Origin of the sequence: Comamonas odontotermitis (assembly GCF_014207855.1) — a bacterium.
Lineage (GTDB): Bacteria > Pseudomonadota > Gammaproteobacteria > Burkholderiales > Burkholderiaceae_C > Comamonas > Comamonas odontotermitis_A.
The window spans coordinates 33,164-54,087 of the sequence record NZ_JACHKZ010000008.1; the positions used below are offsets into that span (position 1 = coordinate 33,164).

Here is a 20,924-nt window from a genome sequence, read left to right on the forward strand (position 1 = left end):
TGGAGGTGGCGCATGACGGATTCGGGCTGGTGGCTGGGCGTCGCTGCTGTCTTTGTGCTGGCCGGTATGGTCAAAGGGGTGGTGGGCCTGGGCTTGCCCACCGTGTCGATGGCGCTGCTGGCGCTGTGGCTGAGCCCGGCAACGGCTGCGGCCTGGCTGGTGCTGCCGTCGATGGTGACGAATATGTGGCAAATGCGCCCCTGGCCACAGCTGCGCGTATTGGCGCGGCAGCTGTGGCCCATGCAATTAGGTGTGGTGGTGGGTACGTTGGGCGCTGCCTGGCAGTTTGGTGCACTGCAACTGGCCAGCAGCCAACGCTGGCTGGGCGCGGCGCTGGTGTTGTATGCGCTGTGGGGGTTGTGGGGCAGGCCCCTGGTGATACCAGCAGGCGCTGGCGGCAGGCAGCAGTCATTGGCGCATGGCGTGCTGGGGGCACTGGTAGGCGCAGCTACAGGTGTGGTGACGGCATTGACGGGCGTGTTCGTCATCCCGGCCGTGCCGTATCTGCAGAGCCTGGGGTTGGGCAAGGATACCCTGATCCAGGCCATGGGCCTGAGCTTTTCGGTATCGACCATCGCACTGGCTATCAGCCTGCAGCAGCATGGCGGCGTGGCAATGGCGCAATGGGCCTGGTCTGCCCTGTGGTTGCTGCCCGCACTGGCAGGCATGTGGTGTGGCGAGCGGCTGCGCGGGCGGCTGTCGCCACAGGTCTTCAAGCGCTGCCTGTTTGCCAGCCTGTTGTTGCTGGGGACCTATATGGCGTTGCGCCGATAACAAAAACAGCGGAAGAATTCAGGCCACCAGCAGGTGGTGAGGAGGCATGTCATTGAAGCAGGTTCAGTACTTTTTCGAGGTAGTTGGATACACTCATTTCGTCACCCCAGTTCATTCACCCTTATGCATTTGCTACACCGCCTTCGAGCTCCAAAACAAGCTGCAGCTTTGCTGGCAACCCTGGTGGGAGGAACCATTCCGTGGGTGCGATTGGCCATGCGCGGGCATGTCGAGTTCTGCGATGGTGAGTGCAATCCACGCGATTGGCTGGACTATGCCGACATCATGGGGGGCCTGCTCTCACTTTGCATCCCCGCCGCCGTCCTGACATGGTTGACCTTTCAGTTCTTTCGACGCCATGAAAGGAACTGGACGCTTTTGTCGGTCTGGTTGTTCACCTTGATAGGCGCCATTGCCAGTGGTGTGTATCTTGCGTGGCTGGAGGATGCGTACTTTGCCCAGTTCTAGGAGTTCATGGCGCAGCACGCTTTGTCAAGCACCGTTTCTCGCCTCAGCAGGCGCGCGCCTCAGATCTGCATATGCACGGGGTACAAAGAGCTGGGCATGTCCCTTGCGTTGTTCTGTCTGGCAGTTGCTGCATTGTGGCTGGGCTCACGCCCTCCAGAGCCTCCTCCTGCGGAAAAAGCCACGCTCAGCATTCGTTGGACCGACACCGAGTTTCGTGACGAGCTCACTGGCATGTTTCCCTGCGATGTCATTGGGATGGAGGTCGTCACCAAAGGTTATGCGCTGGGCGAACCGGTGGAGGTGAAGGTTTCAGGAGGACTGGAGGAGGACCCTCCCGAAATCTTTTTTCCCTTGGTGGACCATCAAGGCATCGCGCGAATGCTTTTCCAGGTCCCCGAATGCAGGGAAGGAGCGAGCGAGACCGACGAGTCGGGAAATTGATCTCGTCAAAGAGCGCTTTAGAAAGCGGAAAAACCGTAGGCGAATGGGCAGCGCTTGTATGGCAGTCCTGTTCGATGCAGCCCGAGGACAGGGCGTCTGCCACGCCCGCTCCGCGGGCAGGGCGCTCAGTCCTTGGGCTCGAAGCCGATGGTGAGGTGGCTCGGCACTCTGCCGTCCACATCCTTGGGCAGCGTTTCAGTCTTGTGCATGGCGCGCACCACGGCGTCGTCCCAGGCCTTGTTGCCGCTGGATTTGACCACGCGCACGCCAACGATGGTGCCATCGGGGGCGGCGCGCACTTCGAGCTCGGCCCGCGGATTGCCCTGGATTTCGTCCGGGAAGGCGATGTTGGGGCGCACCTTGGCCACCACACGGGCGCCATAGCCAGCAGATGGGCCGCCTGCGCCCTTGGCAGTACCAGTTGGCGAGCCGCCCTTGGAGGCCCCGGATGCACCATCGGCTCCCGCCAGACCCTGCATGCGTGCTAGGTTGGCGGCGCGCTGGGCTTCGGCAGCCTTGGCATCGGCTGCTGCCTTGGCTTTGGCCTTGGCGTCGGCTTCCGCCTTGGCCTTTGCATCGGCTGCCGCTTTTGCCTTTTCTGCCTTCGCTTTTTCTGCCTTTTCGCGCTCGGCCTGTTCCTTCTGGGCTTTGTCCTTGGCGTCCTTTTCCTTTTGCAGGCGATCTTTCTTCTCCTGCTCCTGGCGGTCTTTCTTGTCCTGCTCGGCCTGCTTCCTGCGCTCGGCTTCCTTGCGCTCGCTCTCGGCCTTCTGGGCTTTTTCTTTGGCCTCTTTCTTCTCCTGCTCGATGCGGTCCTTCTTGTCCTGCTCGGCTTGCTTCTTGCGCTCGGCTTCCTTGCGTTCGGCCAGTTCGCGCTCTTTCTGTTCCTTTTGCTCGCGCAGCTTCTTCTCCTGCTCCTTTTTCTTGCGCAGGGCAATCTCGGCCTCGTGGTCGTCGTCATCATCCTGCGCGGCAACAGGCTTGGGCGGCGGCGTCACCACGGGTTTGGGCGAGGGAGCAGGTGGAGGCGGGGGAGGTGGCGGCGGCTCTGGCACGGGCTGCGGGGCCGGAGGGGGCGTGACCGGGGCAGGCGCGGCCTGCTCATTGGTGGGGGCCCACAGCTCGGCCTCGACAGCGGGCTGGTCACTGTCTCGCGGGTTGCGCACTGTCCACAACAGTGCAATCACCACCAGCAAGTGCGCAGCCGCTGCCAGGGACCAGGATTTGGTCCGCGATGGCGGCTTGGGTGGTGCGAACTGGTCGCGTTCTTGGCGAGGGGACATGGAGGCTTTTCGTCTTTTTGCTTACTTGCTGGCGCCGCCAGCGACCTGCAGGGCAATGCGCTGGACATTGGCGCGCTGCAGGGCGCCCATGGCGTCCATGACTTTCTGGTAGCTCAGGTCCTTGTCGGCTACCAGCAGTACGGCGCTGTCATCGGGCTGTTCGGTCTGCCAGGCCTTGGCGGCGTCGCCCAGCTCTTTCACCGTGAGTGCCTTGGTGGCCTTGCCGGTCTTGAGCTGGATGGTGCCGTCCTTGTCGAGCAGCACATGGGCGATGTTCTTGGTGGGCGGGCGTACGCTCTTGCCCGCCTTGGGCACATTGATGGCACCGGGCGTGAGCATGGGTGCCGTCACCATGAAGATGATGAGCAGCACCAGCATCACGTCGATGAACGGAACCATGTTGATTTCGTTCACGGTGCGGCGGTTGCGTTTTCCGCGAGAGGCTACGGCCGGCATGGCAGTTTCCTTTGAATCTTGTTAGTGCGCAGCGTGCAGCGGCTGGGCACCCAGGTTGCGCTGCAGGATGTTGGAAAACTCTTCGATGAAGGTTTCCTGCTGGCTGGCGATGCGGTCGATGCCGCTGGAGAAGCGGTTGTAGGCAGTGACGGCCGGGATGGCGGCGAACAGGCCCATGGCGGTGGCCACCAGCGCTTCGGCAATGCCGGGGGCTACGGTGGCCAGCGTGATCTGCTCCATGTTGGCAAAGCCGGTGAAGGCGTGCATCACGCCCCACACGGTGCCGAAAAGGCCGACGTAGGGCGAGACCGAGCCGATGGTGCCCAGCAGCGACAGACCCGATTCGATCTCGTCCATCTCGCGCTGGAAGCTGGCGCGCATGGCGCGGCGGGTGCCGTCCAGCAGGGTGTCGGGGTTGGTGATGTGGCGCTCGCGCAGCTTCTGGTATTCGCGCATGCCGCTGGCAAAAATGCGTTCCATGGGGCCGCAGGTTTTGACGTTGTGGATGGCGTTCTGGTAGAGCTCGTTCAGGCTCGATCCGGACCAGAAGTCGGTCTCGAAGGCTTCGTTCTTGCCCTTGATCGATTTGAGCATGCCCACCTTGCGCAAGATGGTGGCCCAGCAGGCGACCGAGGCGCCGACCAGGATCAGCATCACGAGTTGCACTACCCAGCTGGCGTGCAAGACCAGGCTGGCAATGGACATTTCTTGGGGGTTCATGAGATGGTTTGGATCAGGGTTGTAGGAATTCTTGCGGGCCGCATGCTGGCAGCATCGACCCAGCCGATACGGATTGTGCCTTCACACAGCAGCACAGGTGTATCTGTTGGTTGCTTCGGTTTTAAGAGCACCTGCTGCAGGATGGCCATGGACGCACGGCCTGCGGATTGGAGTTGCGCAGTAACGACGAGTTCATCGTCGAGCCGCGCAGGTTGTAAATATTTGATATTTGCTTCGCTCACGACGAACATGCCGCCCACCTCGTCACGCAGGCGCTGCTGCTCGATGCCCAGTGAGCGCAGCCATTCGGTGCGGCCGCGCTCCATGAACTTGAGGTAGTTGGCATAGAACACGATGCCGCCGGCATCGGTGTCTTCCCAGTAGATCCGGATGGAGTGCGTGAAGGTCGAGGAGCTGGAGGTCATTGCAGAGCGCCTTAGGCCAGCAGCTTGTGCAGGCGGGCGATGGCTTCCTGCAGCTGTTCCATCGAGTTGGCGGTGGAAAAGCGCACAAAGCGGCCTGTGTCCACCGTGCCGAAATCGCGCCCCGGCGTGATGGCCAGGTGGGCGCGCTCCATCACGGCATAGGCAAAGTCCCAGCTGCAGTCCTTGCCGGGGCCGATGCCCAGTTTCTGCGCCGCCTGCGTGCAGTCGGCCCAGGCGTAGAACGCGCCATCGGGCGCCACGGGCACGGGCAGGCCGAGCGCTTCGAGCGCGGGAATGAAGTAGTCGCGGCGCGCCTTGAATTCGGCGCGGCGGCGTTCATACTCGGCAATGCTCTCGGGCGCAAAGCAGGCAAGGGCCGCATGCTGGCTGATGGTGCTGGCGCAGATGAAGAGGTTCTGCGCCATGCGCTCGATAGCGGGCACGAGCGCCTCGGGCACCACGGCCCAGCCCAGGCGCCAGCCGGTCATGTTGAAGTATTTGCTGAAGCTGTTGATCGAGATGATGTCTTCGCCCAGGGCGAGCGCCGTCTGGCCATAGGCTTCGTCATACGACAGGCCCAGGTAGATTTCGTCGATGATGGTAAAACCATCCCGCGCCTTGACCACGTCGTGAATTTTGCGCAGCTCGGCGGGTGCAATGGAGCTGCCGGTGGGGTTGCTGGGCGATGCCAGCAATACGCCACGTGTCCGGTCGCCCCAGGCTGCGCTCACCTTGTCGGCGCTCAGCTGAAAACGCTCAGCAGCCGTGGTGGGCAGCAGCACGGCATTGCCTTCCGCTGCGCTCACAAAGTGGCGGTTGCAAGGGTAGCTCGGATCGGGCATCAAAATCTCGTCGCCCGCATTGATGAGCGCCAGGCACACCAGTTGCAGCGCGGCCGATGCGCCTGCGGTGATCACGATGCGGCGGGCCGGAACATCGACGCCAAACCGCTGCGCGTACCAGGCCGACAGCGCCTCGCGCAGTGGCGCAATGCCCAGCGCAGGCGTGTACTGCGTCAGGCCGCTTTCGATGGCCTGGCTGGCGGCTTTCTGCACCAGGGGTGGCGCGGTGAAATCGGGCTCTCCGATGTTCAGAAAGATCATGGGATCAGCCGTGCCCGCCACCTTGGCCGCCAGTGCCTGGGCGGCCTTGGCCACTTCCATCACATAAAACGGTTCAATGCGGTCGGCACGGTTGGCAATCTTCATGGTCTCTGCAATCAAGGGTGAAACAGGTGCTGGCGCTTGCTGTTGATACGCAATGCGCTATCAAAAGTATAACTGCACGGCGAATAAGCGCAAAAGACAGAACCGATGCCGGCAGCCAGTGCGGGCATCGGTCGTCAGGGGATCAGGTTGTTTGCACGCTCAGGCCGCGGTGTTTCGGTCGGCAGCCACTTCTGCGGCGCGCAGGGTGGGCGCCAGGGCATTGAGCACGGCGTTGACATACTTGTAGCCGTCGGTGCCGCCAAATTCCTTGGCCAGCTCGATGCTTTCGTTGATGACCACGCGCCAGGGCACATCCAGGCAGTGCTGGAACTCGTACACACCGATCCACATGCAGGCATGCTCGATGGGCGAGATCTCGGCCATCGGGCGGTCGAGATGGGGCACGATCTGGGTGTTGAGGGCCTCGGCGTTCTCGATGCAGCCGTGCAGCAGGGCGTCATAGTGCGCTGCGTCGGCCTTGTGAAAGCCTGCGAGGTCGCGCGTGAAGCTGTCGATGCTGCTGGCGCTGTTGCCGCTGACCAGGTGCTGGTAGAGCGCCTGCAGTGCAAATTCACGCGAGCGGCTGCGGGTGGATTTGGAGGCGGCCTTGCGCGCGCCGGTCGAGGTCAGGCCCTTGCGGGATTGGCGCGGCGGGCGCTTGCCGGCGGGGGATTCGCTCTGGTCGTGGTCGTTCATAGTGTTTCCAGCAGGTTGGCCATTTCGACGGCGACGATGGCGGCATCGCGCCCTTTTTCCGTCTGGCGTGCGATGGCCTGTTCTTCGTTTTCGGTGGTGATGATGGCGTTGGCGATCGGAATCTGGAAATCCAGCGCAACGCGCGTGACGCCTGCTCCCGATTCGTTGGCTACCAGCTCAAAGTGGTAGGTTTCGCCGCGAATGATGCAGCCCAGGGCGATCAGGGCGTCGAAATCTTCCGATTCGGCCATGGCCTGCAGGGCGACAGGCACTTCGAGCGCGCCGGGCACGAGGACGTGGCGGATGTTGTCTGCCTGCACGCCCATGGCTGCCAGCTCCTGGAGGCAGGCATCGGCCAGGCTGGTGGTGATGCTTTCATTGAAACGCGCCTGCACGATGCCGATGGACAGCTTGCTGCCGTCGAGGTTGATGGCCTTGCCTTTTTCTGCTCCAAACATGGCTTATTCCTTGCTGATGTATCCGGTGATTTCGAGTCCGTAGCCTGCCATGCTGGGCAGGCGGCGGGGGGCGCCCATCAGGCGCATTTTCTGTACGCCGCAGTCGCGCAGGATCTGCGCGCCGATGCCGTAGGTGCGCAGGTCCATGCGGCCACGCTCGGGCGCCTGGGCGGCGCGGGCTTTGCCGTCGAACTGCTGCACCAGCTGGCTGGCGCTTTCATTGCAGTTGAGCAGCACGGCCACGCCGCTGTCCTGCCCGCCCAGGTAGGCGAGGCTGGCGTCCAGCGTCCAGCTGTGCATGGAGCGGTTGGTTTCCAGCAGATCCATCACCGACAGGGGCTCATGCACGCGCACGGGCACGTCGGCATCGGCCTTCACTTCGCCCTTGACGAGGGCGATATGCACGGCATGGCTGGCGCGGTCTTCGTAGAGGTGGGCGATGAATTCGCCATGCGCGGTCTGCAGGCTGCGGCTGCTGATGCGCTCGACCAGGCTTTCGTTGCGGCTGCGGTATTCGATCAGGTCAGCAATGGTGCCGATCTTGATGCCGTGTTCGGCGCAGAACAGCTGCAGATCGGGCAGGCGGGCCATGGTGCCGTCGTCCTTCATCACCTCGCAGATGACAGCAGAAGGCGAGCAGCCAGCCATGCGGGCCAGATCGCAGCCCGCTTCGGTATGGCCTGCACGCATGAGCACGCCGCCATCGACGGCCTGCAGCGGAAAGATGTGGCCGGGCTGCACCAGATCGCTGGCCTTGGCATGGGGCGCTACGGCGGCCTGCACGGTGCGGGCGCGGTCTGCGGCCGAGATGCCGGTGGTGACGCCCTCGGCAGCTTCGATGGAGACGGTAAAGGCGGTGGAGAGCGGGGCGCCGTTGCGCGCCGTCATCTGGCGCAGCTCCAGGCGCTCGCAGCGCTCGCGGGTCAGGGTCAGGCAGATCAGGCCTCGGCCCCACTTGGCCATGAAGTTGATGGCCTCGGGCGTGACATGGTCCGAAGCCAGCACCAGATCGCCTTCGTTCTCGCGGTCTTCTTCATCGACCAGGATGACCATGCGCCCAGCGCGCATTTCGGCAACGATTTCCTCCACCGGAGAGATCGGTGCAGGGGACAAGGGGCTGCTCATGGATTGCCTTTAAAGAACATAGGTGGCGGGTTGCCGTTACGTTGCCTGGCAGGCGCTGGTGGCACCGGGCAGGCAGTACAAACCCCAATTTTAGACCAGGCACATGGCGCTCGCGGGGGGAGGCGTCCATATTTGAGAGCGAGAGAGGGCTACGCACTGCGCAGGGCCCGCCTGCTCGGCGTGGATGATCAATATTCGCCGCGCAGCAGTACCACATTGCCATCGGGGTAGGCGACGCAAGGCAGGATGCAGCCTGCCTCCTTGTCTTCGGGGCTCAGGCCCGGCCATTCAATTTCGTAGTGCACGCTGCCTGATTTGAGGCGGCCCACGCAGGTGCGGCAGGTGCCGTTGCGGCAGCTGCTGGGCCAGTCGACGCCGCCTTCTTCCAGCGATTGCAGCAGCGGCGTGTCGGCCCAGGCGTCCACCTGGATGTCTTCGTTATCGATTTGGGCGTTGTAAAGCTCGGGAGTGATCGGCATGGGGAATCAATGCACGGGCGGTAGCCGGGTGCTGGTAACAAATCAAATGAAAAAAGCATAGCGCTTTGCGCTTGCCTGGTATAAGCAAATGGCCAAAACGATAGTTGGGCCATGTTTTGCTGAAATTGCGGGCAATGTAACACGTGTGTAATAAAAACATGGGCTTAGCGGTTGAAATGGCCGGGATCAGGCACTTATCCACATGGTTGTTCAGTAAATTTCGGGATAACCCTAGGGATCCTCTGCAAAATTCCCTGCCGTGGTCTGCAGAGGAGCCTTGGGGGCGGATCCTGTCGCCCAAGCGGCGCAAAGGGTGTTCCAGCTGGCTTACAGTGCCTCTGCATCACGGCTTTCGCGCATGGGCGGAAGCGGTCAAACAATACAGGGGTGCCTGGGCGCGCCCCACAGCCAAAAAGGTGCAGCTATGGGATTGGATTTCAGCGAACGGGTGGCGATTGTGACGGGTGCGGGCGGAGGATTGGGCCGCGAGCACGCACTGGCCCTGGCGCGGCGCGGCGCCAAGGTGGTGGTCAATGATCCCGGTGGCTCGGTCGATGGCCGCGGCAACTCGTCGGCCGCCGAAAAAGTGGTGCAGGAGATTGAGGCGGCAGGTGGCATTGCCATGGCCAACCATGCATCGGTCACGGACTTTGCAGCCGTCGAAGCCATGGTGGCCCAGGTGATGGAGCGCTGGGGCCAGATCGACGTGCTGGTGAACAACGCCGGCATCCTGCGCGACAGGAGCTTTGCCAAGATGGAGCTGGACGATTTCCGCCAGGTGCTCGATGTGCATCTGATGGGCAGCGTGCACTGCTGCAAGGCGGTATGGCCGCACATGCAGGCGGCCGGGTATGGGCGCATCGTGCTCACCACCTCGTCATCGGGCCTGTTTGGCAACTTTGGGCAAAGCAATTACGGCGCGGCCAAGATGGCCCTGGTCGGTCTGATGCAGACTCTGGCGCTCGAAGGTGCCAAGTACCACATCCATGTCAATGCACTGGCGCCCACGGCGGCCACCCGCATGACCGAGGGCCTGATGGCGCCCGAGGTGCTGCGCGCCTTGCGCCCTGAGCTGGTGTGCCCCGCCATGCTGGTGCTGGCGCACGAAAGCGCGCCTACCCGCACCATCCTGTGCGCAGGTGCCGGTAGTTTCGAGGCCTCGCACATCACCATGACGCGCGGTATTCACATCAGCACCGACTGCGTGCCGCTGACGGAGATGGATACGCGCCTGGCTGAGCAATTGCCCCAGCTGCTCGACCGCCAAGGCGACTCCGTGCCCGACAACGGCTTTGTGCAGGCCGACATGGAAATGCGCAAGGCCCTGCAAAAGCTGCACTGAGCAGTTTTCTTCACTGGCCTGCAGGTGGTGCTGCGTAAACAATAGCATGTGGTGCATGTCAGTATTCGGTTTCAATGGATTTTTTTTTTGTAGAGCAGGCTCAGTAGGCGCTGTCTGCTCTCTTTTTTGATAAAAAAGGCGGCGGGCTGAGGCCGTCTACACTGCCCGCTGCAGTTGCGTTGTGCGGGGCTGGCAAAATCCCGGGGCGGGCGCGGGCTGACTGCGCATGGCGCAACCAAGGCGGGCACAACCTGATAATGTGCTGCCTCAGCTTTGCACACAACAATGCAGATGAACCATATCCAACAACGAATCGACGCGGTCGGCCGCGAGCGCCTGCTGCACATCGGCAGAGGCATTGAAAAAGAAGGCCTGCGCGTGACCGAGGACGGTGCGCTGGCCATGACGCCGCACCCCGCCGCATTGGGGTCGGCCTTGACGCACCCCAGCATCACGACCGACTTCAGCGAATCGCAGATCGAGATCATCACCGGCGTGCACCAAAGCGTGCAGGGGTGCCTGGACGACCTCTCGCAGGTGCACCAGTATGTGTACCAGGTGCTGCAGGCCAATGACGAGCGCCTGTGGATTTCGAGCATGCCTTGCTCGCTGCCGCCGGACGAAACCATTCCACTGGGCAGCTACGGCTCGTCCAACATCGGCCGCAGCAAAAGCGTGTACCGCATGGGGCTGGGCCACCGCTATGGTCGCCGCATGCAGACCATCTCGGGCATCCACTACAACTGGTCCATGCCCGGCATCAGCAGCGAAGAGTACTTTGCGCTGATCCGCAACTTCCGCCGCCAGGCCTTTGTGCTGCTGTACCTGTTTGGCGCTTCGCCAGTGCTCTGTCCGTGCTTTGTGGAAGGCCGCCAGCACCAACTGCAGCCCCTGGGCGACGGCAGCGGTGCGCTCTACCTGCCACACGCCACATCGCTGCGCATGGGGCGCCTGGGCTACCAGAGCGATGCGCAGGCGTCCATCAGCGTCAGCTACAACCACCTCAAGGGCTACGCCGATTCGCTGTATGGAGCGCTCACCCAGCCATATCCGGCCTACGAGAAGATCGGCATTCAGAACCTGGGCGGCGAATACAACCAGCTGGGCACCAGCCTGCTGCAGATCGAAAACGAGTTCTACGGCACCATCCGCCCCAAGCGCACCGTGCAGCGCGGCGAGCGCCCCCTGCATGCCCTGCGGGAGCGCGGGGTCGAATATGTCGAAGTGCGCTTGATGGACATCAATCCATTTGAGAGCATGGGCATCTCGGCGCAGACCATGCGCCTGCTGGACGTCTTCCTGCTGCACTGCCTGCTGTCAGACAGCCCGCCCGATTCGCCTGCCGAAATCGCCGAGATGAAGCACAACCAGCACCTGACTGCCGAGCGCGGCCGCGAGAGCGGCCTGCATCTGCAGCGCAACGGCCAGCCCGTGGTGCTGACCGAGTGGGCTGCAGAGGTGCTGCAGGCCTGCGCGCCCATTGCGGCGGCGCTGGATGCTGCCCACGGCGTGCAGGATTATTCGCAGGCGCTTGCTGCTGCGCACCAGTTGCTGGCGAATCCCGAGCAGACGCCTTCGGCCCAGGTGCTGGCAGCGGTGGCCGGACAGTTCCAGGGCCAGTTCAAGGCCTTTGGCGCCGCACAATCGCAAGCCGCCCGTGCCGCCACGCTGGCCCAGCCCTGGAGCGAGGCACTGACCGCCCGCTACCAGGCTCTGGCCGCTGATTCCGTGGGCGCCCAGAAATCGCTGGAAGCGGCCGACACCGTGCCGTTTGAAGAATGGCGCCAGTGCTATATGTCGCCCGAGCACCTGGTTGTCTGAGCGTCTGAGACGGACTGCCGACCATGAAGCCCTGCCAAGCCCGCCTGCGCGGGCTTTTTTGTTGTTGCCAGGCTGCAAGGCGTGCGGGTCGATTGCAAGAAGTTGCAAGTTGCAGCCGCTTCTCTTTTGATAGCTGATGGCGCCCGTCATCGCGGCGCTATCATTTGTCTGACAACAAAAACTCCATCCATCCCGTATCGTTCAGCCATGGCGCATTTCTCTCCCGACCGCAGCTGGCGCACCTTCAAGCGCAGCCTGCTCAACCACTATGTGCTCAATGGGCTGGAGGTGGCGCTGGGCCTGTTCCTGGTCACCACGCTGGTGCATCTGGTCTGGGGCGTACAGCATGCGGCGGCGGCCTCGGTAGGGGTGATCGTCACCATCGTGGTGGACATGCCAGCGCCCAAGCGTGGCAAGTTCTGGCGCATGCTGCCGGCGCCACTGCTGGGGGCGCCGCTGTTCTGGCTGGTGCAGCTTTTGCACCAGCACCCGCTGCTGCTGGGTTTTCTGGCCGTGTTCTCCACCTTCTTCGGCTTTTTGTGGATGGCCTGGGGCAAGCGGGGCGGGCCGGTGGCCATTGCCGTGGTGCTGGCGATGGTGCTGGCCATGTCGATCACGCCGCAGCCTGGCCATGTGCTGGAGGTGGCGACGCAATCGACCCTGTTCTTCGTCATTGGTGCTGCCGTCTACCTGGTGTATGCCGTGGCGGCCAACGCCATACTCAACCTGCGCTACCGTGTGCAGTTCATCGCCGATACGGTACTGTCTCTGGCCGCGCTGATGCTGGAGCAGGCGCGCATGGTGCTGCCCGACGCTGCGCGCCACGTGGGGCTGGACGACGAGACGGTAGACGGCGAGGCCTATGGCGACAACCTGGCTGACCGCAATTTCGGCAGCTTCTCGCGCCAGAGCCCGCAGGCGGCGCACATGGGAAACCTGCTGGCGCGGCACGCCGCGTTTGCCGACCAGCTGCAGGCGGCGCGCGATATCGTGCTGGAGAGCCCGCGCACCCCGCGCCGCCAGCGCCTGGCGGGCATGCTGATGCAGATGCTCGACATCCGCGACCATCTGCTCGCTTGCGAGCTCGATCTGGAACACCTGCGCAAGGTGCCCGAGCAGGCGCCCATGCTGTTGGCCCAGCAGGCCATGCTGCGCGCGCTGGCGCTGGAATTGGTGCATCTGGCAGACAGCCTGCTGTGGGCGCGCAAGCCGCAGCCCATGGTCAACCTGAACACTTTGCTGCGGCCCATGAAGGCGGCCTGCACACCCCGCCAGCGCCTGGAAGAAGCGCTGCCCGACCAGTACGACCCCGCAGCCCTGCCGCCGCAGGCGCTCTCGCAGGAGCTGAGCGAGCGCATCGTGCGCATCCATGGCGAGGTGAACCGTCTGATCCAGCTGGGGCGCGACGAGGCTGAGCCCGATCTGGCAGTGGTGCGTGCCAGCTGGCAAATGTTCGTCAGCCCCACAGCCTGGTCGTGGTCGCCCTTCAAGGGGCTGATGAGCTGGGATGCACCGCCGCTGCGCCACGCCATTCGCGCTGCGCTGGCGATTGCACTGGGCTATGTGGTGGTACAGCTTTTGCCCTGGAAGGCGCATGCCTACTGGGTGCTGCTGACCATCGTGGTGGTGCTGCGCGGCAGTTTGGCGCAGACGCTGGAGCGGCGCACCATCCGCGTGCTGGGCACCTTGCTGGGCTGCGTGGCGGCGCTGGCCATTCTGTCGGCCCACCTGCCGCCGCTCGCGCTGATTCTGTGCCTCACGCTCGCGCAGGGCATATCGCACGGCTTTGCCCTGCGCCGCTACCTGTTCACCGCCATGGGGGCTACCGTGCTGGGTCTTGTGCAGGCGCACATGCTCAATGCCGAAGGCAGCACGAGCTTTCATATGTTCGAGCGCGTGGTCGACACCATCATCGGCACCGGCATCGCCTGGGCCTTTGCCTATGTGCTGCCTTCGTGGGAGCGCTCGCAAGTGCCTGCGCTGGTGCAGCGGGTGCTCAAGGCACAGGCGGCGCATGTGCGCACATCGCTCTCGGTAGAGCAGCTGCAGGCCGTGGACAACGTCCCCGAGCTGGCCTGGCGCCTTGCGCGGCGCGAAGCCTATGACAGCCTCTCGGCGCTGGTGCAGGCCGTGGACCGCTCGCTCAAGGAGCCGCGCGCCGTGCAGCCGCCGCTGCAGGCGCTGGAGCAATTGCAGGCGCACTGTTACCAGCTGCTGGGGCAGATGACATCGGTCAAGATCATGCTGATGATGCGCCGGGGGCAGACGCCATCGTCGTTCGCCGTGCAGCAAATGCAGGAGACAGTGGCCGACGTTGATGCGCATCTTCTGGCCCCGCTGGCTGCGCAGTCGTCTGCAGACGCCGCTTTGCCCAAGCCCCCAGCGCCAGAGCCCGTGCCTGACCCCGAGGACCGCGACCTGCTGCCCTGGCTGATGCGGCGCCTTGCGGCATCGCGCATTCTGGCGCGGCAGTTGCAGGCCGATGCGGCGCAGATACACCAGGCATTGGCGCGGCAGGAGCCAGAAGTGCCGGTGGCGGAGGCAGCCCAGGCGCGGTGATCAGTTGCCGGGCTGGGTGCCGGACGGGGCTTCTTGCGCCTCGGCCAGGGCCTGCAGCGCGCATTCCTGCCAATACATGGCGGCGGCAAAAAAACCTTCCCACACGCAGCCATTGCAGCCACGGCCGCAGCAGGTGGTAGGGGCGTCGGGCGGTGCGCGCAGACTGATGTGGCGCGTTGTCGCCGCCGACTGCAGGGAGTCAAAACAGGCCCGTGCGGCGCGCAGGCTGGCGAGCGGCTGCAAGGCGGGCAGGGCGGCAGTCATTCCGAAGGGCGCGGCGGCATGGCCTTGCGGCGCAAGCCAAAGCGGACCACAAAGGCCGCCCCCAATACCAGGGAAAACCAACCCACCGCAGCGGCCTTGGCGAAAACTCCCTGCACAATAGCGCCTTGGCTGACAGAGGGCGATACAACAATCACCAGCCCGATCATGACCAGAATAATGCCTTTGATGAGCAGATCCTGATCGGATTTTCGCTGCGCATCCCACTGGCGTTGAGATAAAGAAGACATGGCTGCATTATCCGGCACCCGCGCTGCCTACGCGCCGGGCCGTGGCAACCTGCAGAAAGCAAGATTATGAGTATCCAATGGTTCCCGGGGCATATGCACCTGACGCGCAAGCTGATTGCCGAGCGCATCAAAGACATCGATGTGGTGATCGAGGTGCTCGACGCGCGCATGCCGGGATCGAGCGCCAACCCCGCGCTCACCGAGCTGACCGGCCACAAGCCCACGCTCAAGATCATCAACAAGCAGGACATGGCCGATGCCGCGCGCACTGCGCTGTGGGTGGACTGGTACGACGCGCAACACGAAACCAAGGCCCTGCCGCTCGATGCCAGCGAGCCCGCGCCTGCCAAGCGTCTGGTGGAAGCATGCCGCAAGCTGGCCCCCGGGCGCGGGGGCATGGCCAAGCCGCTGCGCGTGCTGATCTGCGGCGTGCCCAACGTGGGCAAATCCACATTGATCAACAGCATGAGCGGCAAAGGCCAGGCCAAGGCGGGCGACGAGGCGGGCGTCACCAAGGACGAGCAGCGCATCGTGCTGGACGACGACTTTTACCTGTGGGACACACCCGGCATGCTGTGGCCCAAGATCATCGTGCCGCAGACTGGCTACAACCTGGCTGCCTGCGGCTCGGTCGGCCGCAATGCGTATGACGATGAACTGGTGGCCCTGGAATTGCTGCTGTACCTGCAAATGCATTACGCCCGCCATCTGGACGAGCGCTACAAGCTTGGCCTGGACGACGAAGAGATTGCAGCGCTGCACGACGACGAACTGCTCACCCTGATCGGCAAGAAGCGCGGCGCGGTGATGAGCGGGGGCCGGGTGAACATGCAAAAGGCGGCAGAGCTGCTGATTACCGACTTTCGCACGCAGATGCTGGGCCGCATCACCCTGGAGGTGCCTGCCGAGTTTGAGCAGTGGCGGGCGGCCGGAGAAGCCGCAGAAGCCGAGCACCAAGCCAAGAAGGCCGAGCACGCCAAGCACCGCAAGGCGGGCCGTAAACGCTATTGAAATATGAGCGCCAGCTTATGCATCTGCAGGGCAGAGTTTGCATCGTTTGCGCTTTGCCTGCAAATGGCATCCAAAGCCAGCACAAAGTCGTGCAAAGCCTGCTGTTGATGGGTTGCGTTTTTGCAACGCATTTTGTATAATGCTTGATTCCCGCCAGTCTTGGCACTACATTCAGCGCTCATCTTCTTATCGCTGCAGCAACGAATGACCTTCTGCAGCGCACCGCAAGGAGTTTTTGCTATGTCCTGTTTTATGTTAAACCATTTCGACTGAACACGGTTCTTGCCCCGGCTGAACTGTGGTCACACCGTTCAGCCTCGGCCCAGATCGCTGCCTGCTTCCTTTGCAGGCAGGATCGACAAAAGCCCTGGCTTCCCCGCCGGGGCTTTTTGTTTGGGCTCGCGCCTCTTCTGGTCTCCTGCTGTGCAGGTGCCTGGCGCGGCCCATGAGGAACCGCACAATGAGTGCAAAAACCGTTTCCCGTGCCTATGGAGAAGGCCGGGTCAAGGCCTTGCGCCGCATGAAGCAGCCAATGGCGTTGCTGATCGTGGCCGATGCCGCTCCTTTCAACCCTGTAGCCAAAGCCATGGCCCAGCGGCGTCTGTCCGGCGCCGCCGGCAAGCACATCCGAAGCCAGGGCGCGCAGCGCCGGGCCGACCGCATGGCGTTGCAGCAGGTGATACGCAGGGGCAGTCATGACGACTGATTCCATTTTCAAACCATCCGATTGCTTTGTCCTCTTGGGTACGCGAATGGTTGAACAATGGAGTACCCCTGCCAATGATGAGAACAAGAACATGAATGATCTGAGAACCCCGAGTGAGCTGCTCCTGCGCGAGCAGATGCATGAACGTCAACAAAACCTGCAGGCCATTGCGGCGCAGCTGAAAACCGAATTGATCGGTATTGATGACGTGATCGACCGTGTCATTGGCGCCGTGCGCGCCTGGTACGTGATGCCGCAGCTCATTACCCGCCCCGTGATCGTGTGCCTGTGGGGCCTCACAGGCACAGGCAAAACCCAGCTGACCAGGCGCCTGGCGCAGCTTCTGGGTTTTTACGATCGCTTTGTCGAAGTGCAGATGGATGGCTTCAGCCAGAACAGCGGCAACTATGGCGCATCAACGATTTCCGGCACGCTTGAGAGTGCCGGTCTGGTCGAAGGTGTGCCCGGTATTCTGGTGCTCGACGAGTTCCAGCGCTACCGCACGGTGAGCAGCCGGGGCGAGGACAGCAAGGTCGAGCGTTACCAGGACGTGTGGGCGCTGCTGTCCGACGGCAAGCTGCCGCCTGCACTGTCGGAGCTGCACAACATGGAGCGCAAGCTGGCCGATGCGCACTATGAGGCAGAGCGTGAAGACGGTGATGACGAAGAGGAGCGGCGCAAGAAGCAGAAGCTGCGCTACAAGATCGACGCCTGGGACGCGCAGGCGCTCAAGCGCAGCCTCAAGCTGGCCGAGCCGCTGATCGAGATCATGCAGTGGAACAATGACTACATCCACCAGCTGCTGGTCAAGTTCCGCGAATCGCAGCAATCCTGGGAGACCGACTACAGCAAGCTCCTGGTGTTTGTCTGCGGCAACCTCGACGAGATGTACACCGAGACTGCCAGCCGTGTGGAAGACTGCGACACCGATGCCGACATCTTCCACCGGCTCACGAGCCGGCTGTCGCTGATCGATGTGAAGCGCGCGCTGGCCGAGCGCTTCAAACCTGAGCAGATCGCGCGGCTGGGCAACCACCATGTGATCTACCCATCGTTCAGCCGCGCCACCTACGAGCAGCTGATTGCCGCTACGGTGCGCAACTACGTGCAGGGCATTGCCGACAACTGTGGCCTGCATTTTGTGATCGGCAGCGATGTGCTGGCGCAGATCTACCAGAACGCGGTGTTCCCCACCCAGGGCACGCGTCCGCTGTTCTCGTCGGTGCACACGATCCTGTCGAGCTCGCTGGTCGATGCAGCGCTCTGGGCGCTGGAGCGGGGCGCGCAGGCAGGCCAGTCGCTGCAGGTGCACATGGCGCCTGATGCGGCGGAGCTGGTAGTGCAGATGCAGCTGCATGCAATTGCTGGCGGCCAGGTGCACAGTCAGCGTTTTGCCGTGCCGTTGGATCTGAACCGGATCAAGCAGCGCACCAGCGCGGATTTTCGTGCACTGCTGGCAGTGCATGAAGCGGGCCATGGCCTTGTGTATGCGCTGCTGTTTGGCCGTGCGCCGCAGGAGCTCAAGATCAACATCGCCACGTTCGAAGGCGGCTATAACAGCTTTACCGAGCTGCAGGCCACCTCGCGGCGCAACAAGCTCGACATGGTGTGTGTGGGCCTGGCAGGCCGTGCTGCCGAGCGCCATGTGTTTGGCGAAGCCGCTTGCACCACTGGTGCCGAGCAGGACATTCGCCAGGCAACGGCTGATGCCGCCCGCTACCTGCGCCACCTGGGCTTTGGCGACCGCCTCTCGCGCACCGATGTGGCGGACGAATCCGGTGAGAACATGAACACCGAGGTGGAGCCCACCAACACCGCCATCGAAGCGCTGCTGCAGGCGCAGATGCTGCGTGCCCAGCAATTGCTGGTGCAGCACAATGCCTTGCTGGTGTCGATGACGGAGGTGCTGATGCGCGAGGGCCTGATCACCCCGGCCGCAATGGTGGCGCTGTGCGCAGCCCAGGGCCAGCCTGTGGCGCTGACAGTGGCCAAAGGGGGCGACGCGCCAGAGCCCAAGCTGGTGCTGGAGCCCTATGCCAGCATGCTGGCAGTACATACCCAGGGCGCTGCGTAAGCACATCTTGGTGCCAAGCGCGGCACAGACCGCGCGGCAGGCCTCGGGCCACCAGTCTTTTTGTTACTTTCAAGCCACCCGCGAACCGCGGGTGGTTTTTTTCATGGTGCCTTCGTGCTGCTGCATGCAGAGGCACGTGGCTTCATTGCGCGCTGTCGGCGCCTTTGCCGGTCAGCTGGCGCACGGTGAATCCTTCTTTTTGCAGCAGCTGCAGCAGGTTGTTGTCTCCCACCATGTGCAGCAGGCCGACTGCGATGAAGAGCTTGGGATTCTGGGCGACCAGGGGGGAGATGCGTTCTGCCATGCGCTGGTTGCGGTCGTCGAGCATGGCGGTCTTCATGCCCAGGTCGTCCATGCAGTTGCAGGTGCGCATCAGTGTTTCCAGGGCCGCCAGATCGCCGCTTTGCCAGTGGCGTACCAGCTCGCCGGTCATCTCGCGGCTCTTGCCGCTGCGGATGTCGTCCAGCACCTTGGTGATGTCATCGGGCGTGGCAAGGTTGGCCAGTGGATCCTTGCCGCCCAGGCCCATGGCGTCGAGCTGCTCCTGCGCAGTTTCGAGCGGCAGGATGGGCCGGGCCACGACCTGCGCCATGGCTGCCAGGTTCAGGTCGATGCCAAAGGCCATGTTGTAGCCATCGCGTGACACATCGGCCACTGCGAGGGCCAGTATCTTGGGGATGGTGGCCATGCCTTGCCAGCTGTTGCGCTCTATGCACAGCGCCTGGGCCATGGCATCCATGCGCGTGCGCAACTGCGGGTTGTTGCGCATCACCAGTTGCTGCGCATCGCTGTCGCGTGCCATGGCCTGCATCAAGGTCTGCAGGGTTTGTGGGTCGAGCGGATTGAGTTCCAGCGCAATGGCGGGGGCGGTGCGCAGGGCCTGCGCGGTACGCGGGCCGGGGTAGATCCACGGCAGCTTGCCCAGGTGAATGGTGCCAAACAGGTATGCGGTGTGCTCGCCTTTGCGCAGCTCCCACAGCACGCCCTGGTCGGGATGCGGGCGCTGTGCTTCGGCCTGGTAATCGGCAGGGCTTGGCAATGTGGGCGGGGGGCACTGCAGGGGCGCTGCGGCCGCGTTGGTGCGAGGGGCCGATTGTGGGGCGCGGGCCTGCGCGCCGGGCGTGGCCAGCAGAGCGCCGCCTGCCAGCGCCAAGGCCGCAAGGCCCGCCTTGACGCCAGGTGTCTGAAATGAAGTTGCTATATTTTTGATAGCTAATAGCGCTTTACAGTATTGCGCAAGAGGCTGTTTTCCCTGCAAATCTCTCTCCCGGTAGTGGTTGAGCGCATTGTTGCCGCAAACCAAAAAAAAGCGAATGCCGGGCATTCGCTGTGTTGCGCCAAGGCTGCGGTGCGATTACTGCGCCTGAATATGGGCTTCCCGCACCACCTTGCCGTTGGCTTCCCACTCCTTGCGGATCAGGGCCTGGAACTGGTCTGCGCTCATGGACAGCGGAATATTGTCGAGTGAGCGCAGTTTGTCCTGCACCTCGGAGTGGGCCAGTTGGGCGTTGATGGTCTGGTTCAGGCGCTGCACCACGGCAGCTGGCGTGCCTGCCGGTGCGTAAAAGCCGAACAGTGAGGTGAGGTTGGCGCTTTGGTAGCCCAGCTCGCCGAGCGTGGGCACCTGCGCAAATGCCGCCGCGCGCTCGGGGCCGGTGACCGCCAGCACGCGCAGCTTGCCTTCGGCGATGAGCGCGTTGATGGGCGCGTAGGGGTTGGCCACCAGCAGATCGAACTGGCCGCCTGCCGCGTCGGTGATCAGCTGGCTGCCGCCCTTGTAGGGCACGTGCACGAGGTTGGCGCCGCTCTGGCGGGCGAACTGCTCGATCATGATGTGGCCCAGCGTGCCGTAGCCGGAGCTGGCAATGGTCACCCCCTTGGTGTTGGCCTTGGCAGCAGCCAGCACGTCGGCCACGCTGTTGCCCTTGAAGGCCTTGGTGGCCAGCAGGTACACCGGCGCATACATGGTGGAGGCCACGGCGCTGAACTGTTTCATCGGGTCGTAGGCCACCTTCATCACATGCGGCAGCAGGGTGAGGGTGCTGATGCCGGAAAAAGCCAGCGTGTGGCCATCGGGGGCCGAGCGCGCAAGCGCGTCCATGCCCATGCTGCCGCCTGCGCCGGGCTTGTTGTCCACGATGATGGAGGTCTGCAGCAGGGGTGCCAGCAGGTCGGCAAACTGGCGCGCCACTACGTCATTCACGCCACCGGCCGGGAAGGGCACGATGATGCGGATGGGCTGGCCGCCGGGCCAGGGTTTGTCTGCAAAGCTGTTGCCGCAGGCAAGGCCGGCAGCCAGGGCCGCGCCGGTTTTCAGCCATTGGCGGCGGGAGAGCGAGGAGTTCATGTGCATCCAGTGAGGAAGAAGG

22 protein-coding genes are annotated in these 20,924 nt (G+C 63.3%); 9 read left to right on the plus strand and 13 right to left on the minus strand.

The genetic code is table 11. The features are described 5' to 3' along the window. The first annotated feature begins 12 nt into the window (after window positions 1-12). The 3 genes from HNP33_RS08280 (at window position 13) to HNP33_RS08290 (ending at window position 1,683) form a co-directional block, all read left to right on the plus strand. Window positions 13-774: a sulfite exporter TauE/SafE family protein gene (locus HNP33_RS08280; protein WP_184707235.1), complete on the plus strand. Its 762-nt coding sequence runs from the start codon at window positions 13-15 to the stop codon at window positions 772-774. A gap of 168 nt (window positions 775-942) precedes the next feature. After that, window positions 943-1,242 carry a hypothetical protein gene (locus HNP33_RS08285; protein WP_184707238.1) on the plus strand — a complete coding sequence of 100 codons (300 nt, stop codon included), beginning with the start codon at window positions 943-945 and terminating at the stop codon, window positions 1,240-1,242. Between the two features lie 96 nt (window positions 1,243-1,338). Beyond that, on the plus strand, window positions 1,339-1,683 hold the full coding sequence (locus HNP33_RS08290; protein ID WP_184707240.1) for a hypothetical protein: 345 nt from the start codon (window positions 1,339-1,341) through the stop codon (window positions 1,681-1,683). Between the two features lie 125 nt (window positions 1,684-1,808). Here HNP33_RS08290 and tolA read toward each other — a convergent pair whose 3' ends face one another. From tolA to HNP33_RS08335, 9 genes are all read right to left on the minus strand, one after another. Then, window positions 1,809-2,963: a cell envelope integrity protein TolA gene (tolA, locus tag HNP33_RS08295; protein WP_184707241.1), complete on the minus strand. Its 1,155-nt coding sequence runs from the start codon at window positions 2,961-2,963 to the stop codon at window positions 1,809-1,811. Window positions 2,964-2,984: 21 nt separating this feature from the next. Next, window positions 2,985-3,419 (minus strand): biopolymer transporter ExbD, encoded by a 435-nt coding sequence (locus HNP33_RS08300; RefSeq protein WP_184707244.1) that lies wholly within the window; start codon window positions 3,417-3,419, stop codon window positions 2,985-2,987. A gap of 21 nt (window positions 3,420-3,440) precedes the next feature. Continuing rightward, window positions 3,441-4,139 carry a protein TolQ gene (gene tolQ, locus HNP33_RS08305; RefSeq protein ID WP_184707246.1) on the minus strand — a complete coding sequence of 233 codons (699 nt, stop codon included), beginning with the start codon at window positions 4,137-4,139 and terminating at the stop codon, window positions 3,441-3,443. Then, window positions 4,136-4,564: a tol-pal system-associated acyl-CoA thioesterase gene (ybgC, locus tag HNP33_RS08310; RefSeq protein ID WP_184707248.1), complete on the minus strand. Its 429-nt coding sequence runs from the start codon at window positions 4,562-4,564 to the stop codon at window positions 4,136-4,138. Before ybgC ends, tolQ begins: the two co-directional genes overlap by 4 nt. A gap of 11 nt (window positions 4,565-4,575) precedes the next feature. Continuing rightward, window positions 4,576-5,772: a pyridoxal phosphate-dependent aminotransferase gene (locus tag HNP33_RS08315; RefSeq protein ID WP_184707250.1), complete on the minus strand. Its 1,197-nt coding sequence runs from the start codon at window positions 5,770-5,772 to the stop codon at window positions 4,576-4,578. A 159-nt stretch (window positions 5,773-5,931) separates the two neighbouring features. After that, a complete protein-coding gene (gene nusB / locus HNP33_RS08320) occupies window positions 5,932-6,468 on the minus strand; it encodes a transcription antitermination factor NusB (RefSeq protein ID WP_184707252.1) in 537 nt (178 codons plus the stop codon). After that, the gene (ribH, locus tag HNP33_RS08325; RefSeq protein ID WP_184707254.1) at window positions 6,465-6,926 is read right to left on the minus strand and encodes a 6,7-dimethyl-8-ribityllumazine synthase; all 462 of its coding nucleotides are present in this window, start codon (window positions 6,924-6,926) and stop codon (window positions 6,465-6,467) included. Before ribH ends, nusB begins: the two co-directional genes overlap by 4 nt. A gap of 3 nt (window positions 6,927-6,929) precedes the next feature. After that, window positions 6,930-8,051 (minus strand): bifunctional 3,4-dihydroxy-2-butanone-4-phosphate synthase/GTP cyclohydrolase II, encoded by a 1,122-nt coding sequence (ribBA, locus tag HNP33_RS08330; RefSeq protein ID WP_184707256.1) that lies wholly within the window; start codon window positions 8,049-8,051, stop codon window positions 6,930-6,932. Window positions 8,052-8,239: 188 nt separating this feature from the next. Continuing rightward, window positions 8,240-8,530 (minus strand): 2Fe-2S iron-sulfur cluster-binding protein, encoded by a 291-nt coding sequence (locus tag HNP33_RS08335; RefSeq protein WP_184707258.1) that lies wholly within the window; start codon window positions 8,528-8,530, stop codon window positions 8,240-8,242. 424 nt (window positions 8,531-8,954) lie between these two features. Here HNP33_RS08335 and HNP33_RS08340 point away from each other — a divergent pair, with 424 nt between their 5' ends. From HNP33_RS08340 to HNP33_RS08350, 3 genes are all read left to right on the plus strand, one after another. Further along, window positions 8,955-9,872 carry an SDR family NAD(P)-dependent oxidoreductase gene (locus HNP33_RS08340; RefSeq protein WP_184707260.1) on the plus strand — a complete coding sequence of 306 codons (918 nt, stop codon included), beginning with the start codon at window positions 8,955-8,957 and terminating at the stop codon, window positions 9,870-9,872. A 291-nt stretch (window positions 9,873-10,163) separates the two neighbouring features. Then, a complete protein-coding gene (gshA, locus tag HNP33_RS08345; RefSeq protein WP_184707262.1) occupies window positions 10,164-11,693 on the plus strand; it encodes a glutamate--cysteine ligase in 1,530 nt (509 codons plus the stop codon). 207 nt (window positions 11,694-11,900) lie between these two features. Continuing rightward, window positions 11,901-14,252 carry an FUSC family protein gene (locus HNP33_RS08350; RefSeq protein WP_184707264.1) on the plus strand — a complete coding sequence of 784 codons (2,352 nt, stop codon included), beginning with the start codon at window positions 11,901-11,903 and terminating at the stop codon, window positions 14,250-14,252. Here HNP33_RS08350 and HNP33_RS08355 read toward each other — a convergent pair whose 3' ends face one another. Next, a complete protein-coding gene (locus HNP33_RS08355) occupies window positions 14,253-14,516 on the minus strand; it encodes an oxidoreductase-like domain-containing protein (protein WP_184707266.1) in 264 nt (87 codons plus the stop codon). Continuing rightward, window positions 14,513-14,764, minus strand: a complete 252-nt coding sequence (locus HNP33_RS08360; RefSeq protein ID WP_184707268.1) for a hypothetical protein — start codon at window positions 14,762-14,764, stop codon at window positions 14,513-14,515. Before HNP33_RS08360 ends, HNP33_RS08355 begins: the two co-directional genes overlap by 4 nt. 66 nt (window positions 14,765-14,830) lie before the next feature. On the opposite strand from HNP33_RS08360, the gene ylqF reads away from it, so the two are divergent. The 3 genes from ylqF to HNP33_RS08375 all read left to right on the plus strand — a co-directional run bounded on the left by ylqF (window position 14,831) and on the right by HNP33_RS08375 (window position 18,555). After that, window positions 14,831-15,775, plus strand: coding sequence for a ribosome biogenesis GTPase YlqF (gene ylqF, locus HNP33_RS08365; protein WP_184707270.1), 945 nt, complete (start codon window positions 14,831-14,833; stop codon window positions 15,773-15,775). 460 nt (window positions 15,776-16,235) lie between these two features. Then, window positions 16,236-16,481, plus strand: coding sequence for a hypothetical protein (locus tag HNP33_RS08370; RefSeq protein ID WP_184707272.1), 246 nt, complete (start codon window positions 16,236-16,238; stop codon window positions 16,479-16,481). 91 nt (window positions 16,482-16,572) lie between these two features. Beyond that, window positions 16,573-18,555 carry an AAA family ATPase gene (locus HNP33_RS08375; RefSeq protein ID WP_184707274.1) on the plus strand — a complete coding sequence of 661 codons (1,983 nt, stop codon included), beginning with the start codon at window positions 16,573-16,575 and terminating at the stop codon, window positions 18,553-18,555. Between the two features lie 142 nt (window positions 18,556-18,697). On the opposite strand, the gene HNP33_RS08380 is transcribed toward HNP33_RS08375, so the two are convergent. Both HNP33_RS08380 and HNP33_RS08385 read right to left on the minus strand, forming a co-directional pair. Next, window positions 18,698-19,708, minus strand: coding sequence for a TraB/GumN family protein (locus tag HNP33_RS08380; RefSeq protein WP_184707276.1), 1,011 nt, complete (start codon window positions 19,706-19,708; stop codon window positions 18,698-18,700). Window positions 19,709-19,909: 201 nt separating this feature from the next. Further along, window positions 19,910-20,902, minus strand: a complete 993-nt coding sequence (locus HNP33_RS08385) for a Bug family tripartite tricarboxylate transporter substrate binding protein (protein ID WP_184707278.1) — start codon at window positions 20,900-20,902, stop codon at window positions 19,910-19,912. Window positions 20,903-20,924: the final 22 nt, after the last annotated feature.

What these genes read in the sequence shown, in the direction of transcription:
- HNP33_RS08280 (WP_184707235.1), top strand. Translation starts at nt 13, where the DNA reads ATGACGGATTCGGGCTGGTGGCTGGGCGTCGCTGCTGTCTTTGTGCTG.
- HNP33_RS08290 (WP_184707240.1), top strand. Translation starts at nt 1,339, where the DNA reads ATGTCCCTTGCGTTGTTCTGTCTGGCAGTTGCTGCATTGTGGCTGGGC.
- tolA (WP_184707241.1), bottom strand. Translation starts at nt 2,963, where the DNA reads ATGTCCCCTCGCCAAGAACGCGACCAGTTCGCACCACCCAAGCCGCCA.
- HNP33_RS08300 (WP_184707244.1), bottom strand. Translation starts at nt 3,419, where the DNA reads ATGCCGGCCGTAGCCTCTCGCGGAAAACGCAACCGCCGCACCGTGAAC.
- tolQ (WP_184707246.1), bottom strand. Translation starts at nt 4,139, where the DNA reads ATGAACCCCCAAGAAATGTCCATTGCCAGCCTGGTCTTGCACGCCAGC.
- ybgC (WP_184707248.1), bottom strand. Translation starts at nt 4,564, where the DNA reads ATGACCTCCAGCTCCTCGACCTTCACGCACTCCATCCGGATCTACTGG.
- HNP33_RS08315 (WP_184707250.1), bottom strand. Translation starts at nt 5,772, where the DNA reads ATGAAGATTGCCAACCGTGCCGACCGCATTGAACCGTTTTATGTGATG.
- nusB (WP_184707252.1), bottom strand. Translation starts at nt 6,468, where the DNA reads ATGAACGACCACGACCAGAGCGAATCCCCCGCCGGCAAGCGCCCGCCG.
- ribH (WP_184707254.1), bottom strand. Translation starts at nt 6,926, where the DNA reads ATGTTTGGAGCAGAAAAAGGCAAGGCCATCAACCTCGACGGCAGCAAG.
- ribBA (WP_184707256.1), bottom strand. Translation starts at nt 8,051, where the DNA reads ATGAGCAGCCCCTTGTCCCCTGCACCGATCTCTCCGGTGGAGGAAATC.
- HNP33_RS08335 (WP_184707258.1), bottom strand. Translation starts at nt 8,530, where the DNA reads ATGCCGATCACTCCCGAGCTTTACAACGCCCAAATCGATAACGAAGAC.
- HNP33_RS08340 (WP_184707260.1), top strand. Translation starts at nt 8,955, where the DNA reads ATGGGATTGGATTTCAGCGAACGGGTGGCGATTGTGACGGGTGCGGGC.
- gshA (WP_184707262.1), top strand. Translation starts at nt 10,164, where the DNA reads ATGAACCATATCCAACAACGAATCGACGCGGTCGGCCGCGAGCGCCTG.
- HNP33_RS08350 (WP_184707264.1), top strand. Translation starts at nt 11,901, where the DNA reads ATGGCGCATTTCTCTCCCGACCGCAGCTGGCGCACCTTCAAGCGCAGC.
- HNP33_RS08355 (WP_184707266.1), bottom strand. Translation starts at nt 14,516, where the DNA reads ATGACTGCCGCCCTGCCCGCCTTGCAGCCGCTCGCCAGCCTGCGCGCC.
- HNP33_RS08360 (WP_184707268.1), bottom strand. Translation starts at nt 14,764, where the DNA reads ATGTCTTCTTTATCTCAACGCCAGTGGGATGCGCAGCGAAAATCCGAT.
- ylqF (WP_184707270.1), top strand. Translation starts at nt 14,831, where the DNA reads ATGAGTATCCAATGGTTCCCGGGGCATATGCACCTGACGCGCAAGCTG.
- HNP33_RS08370 (WP_184707272.1), top strand. Translation starts at nt 16,236, where the DNA reads ATGAGTGCAAAAACCGTTTCCCGTGCCTATGGAGAAGGCCGGGTCAAG.
- HNP33_RS08375 (WP_184707274.1), top strand. Translation starts at nt 16,573, where the DNA reads ATGAATGATCTGAGAACCCCGAGTGAGCTGCTCCTGCGCGAGCAGATG.
- HNP33_RS08385 (WP_184707278.1), bottom strand. Translation starts at nt 20,902, where the DNA reads ATGAACTCCTCGCTCTCCCGCCGCCAATGGCTGAAAACCGGCGCGGCC.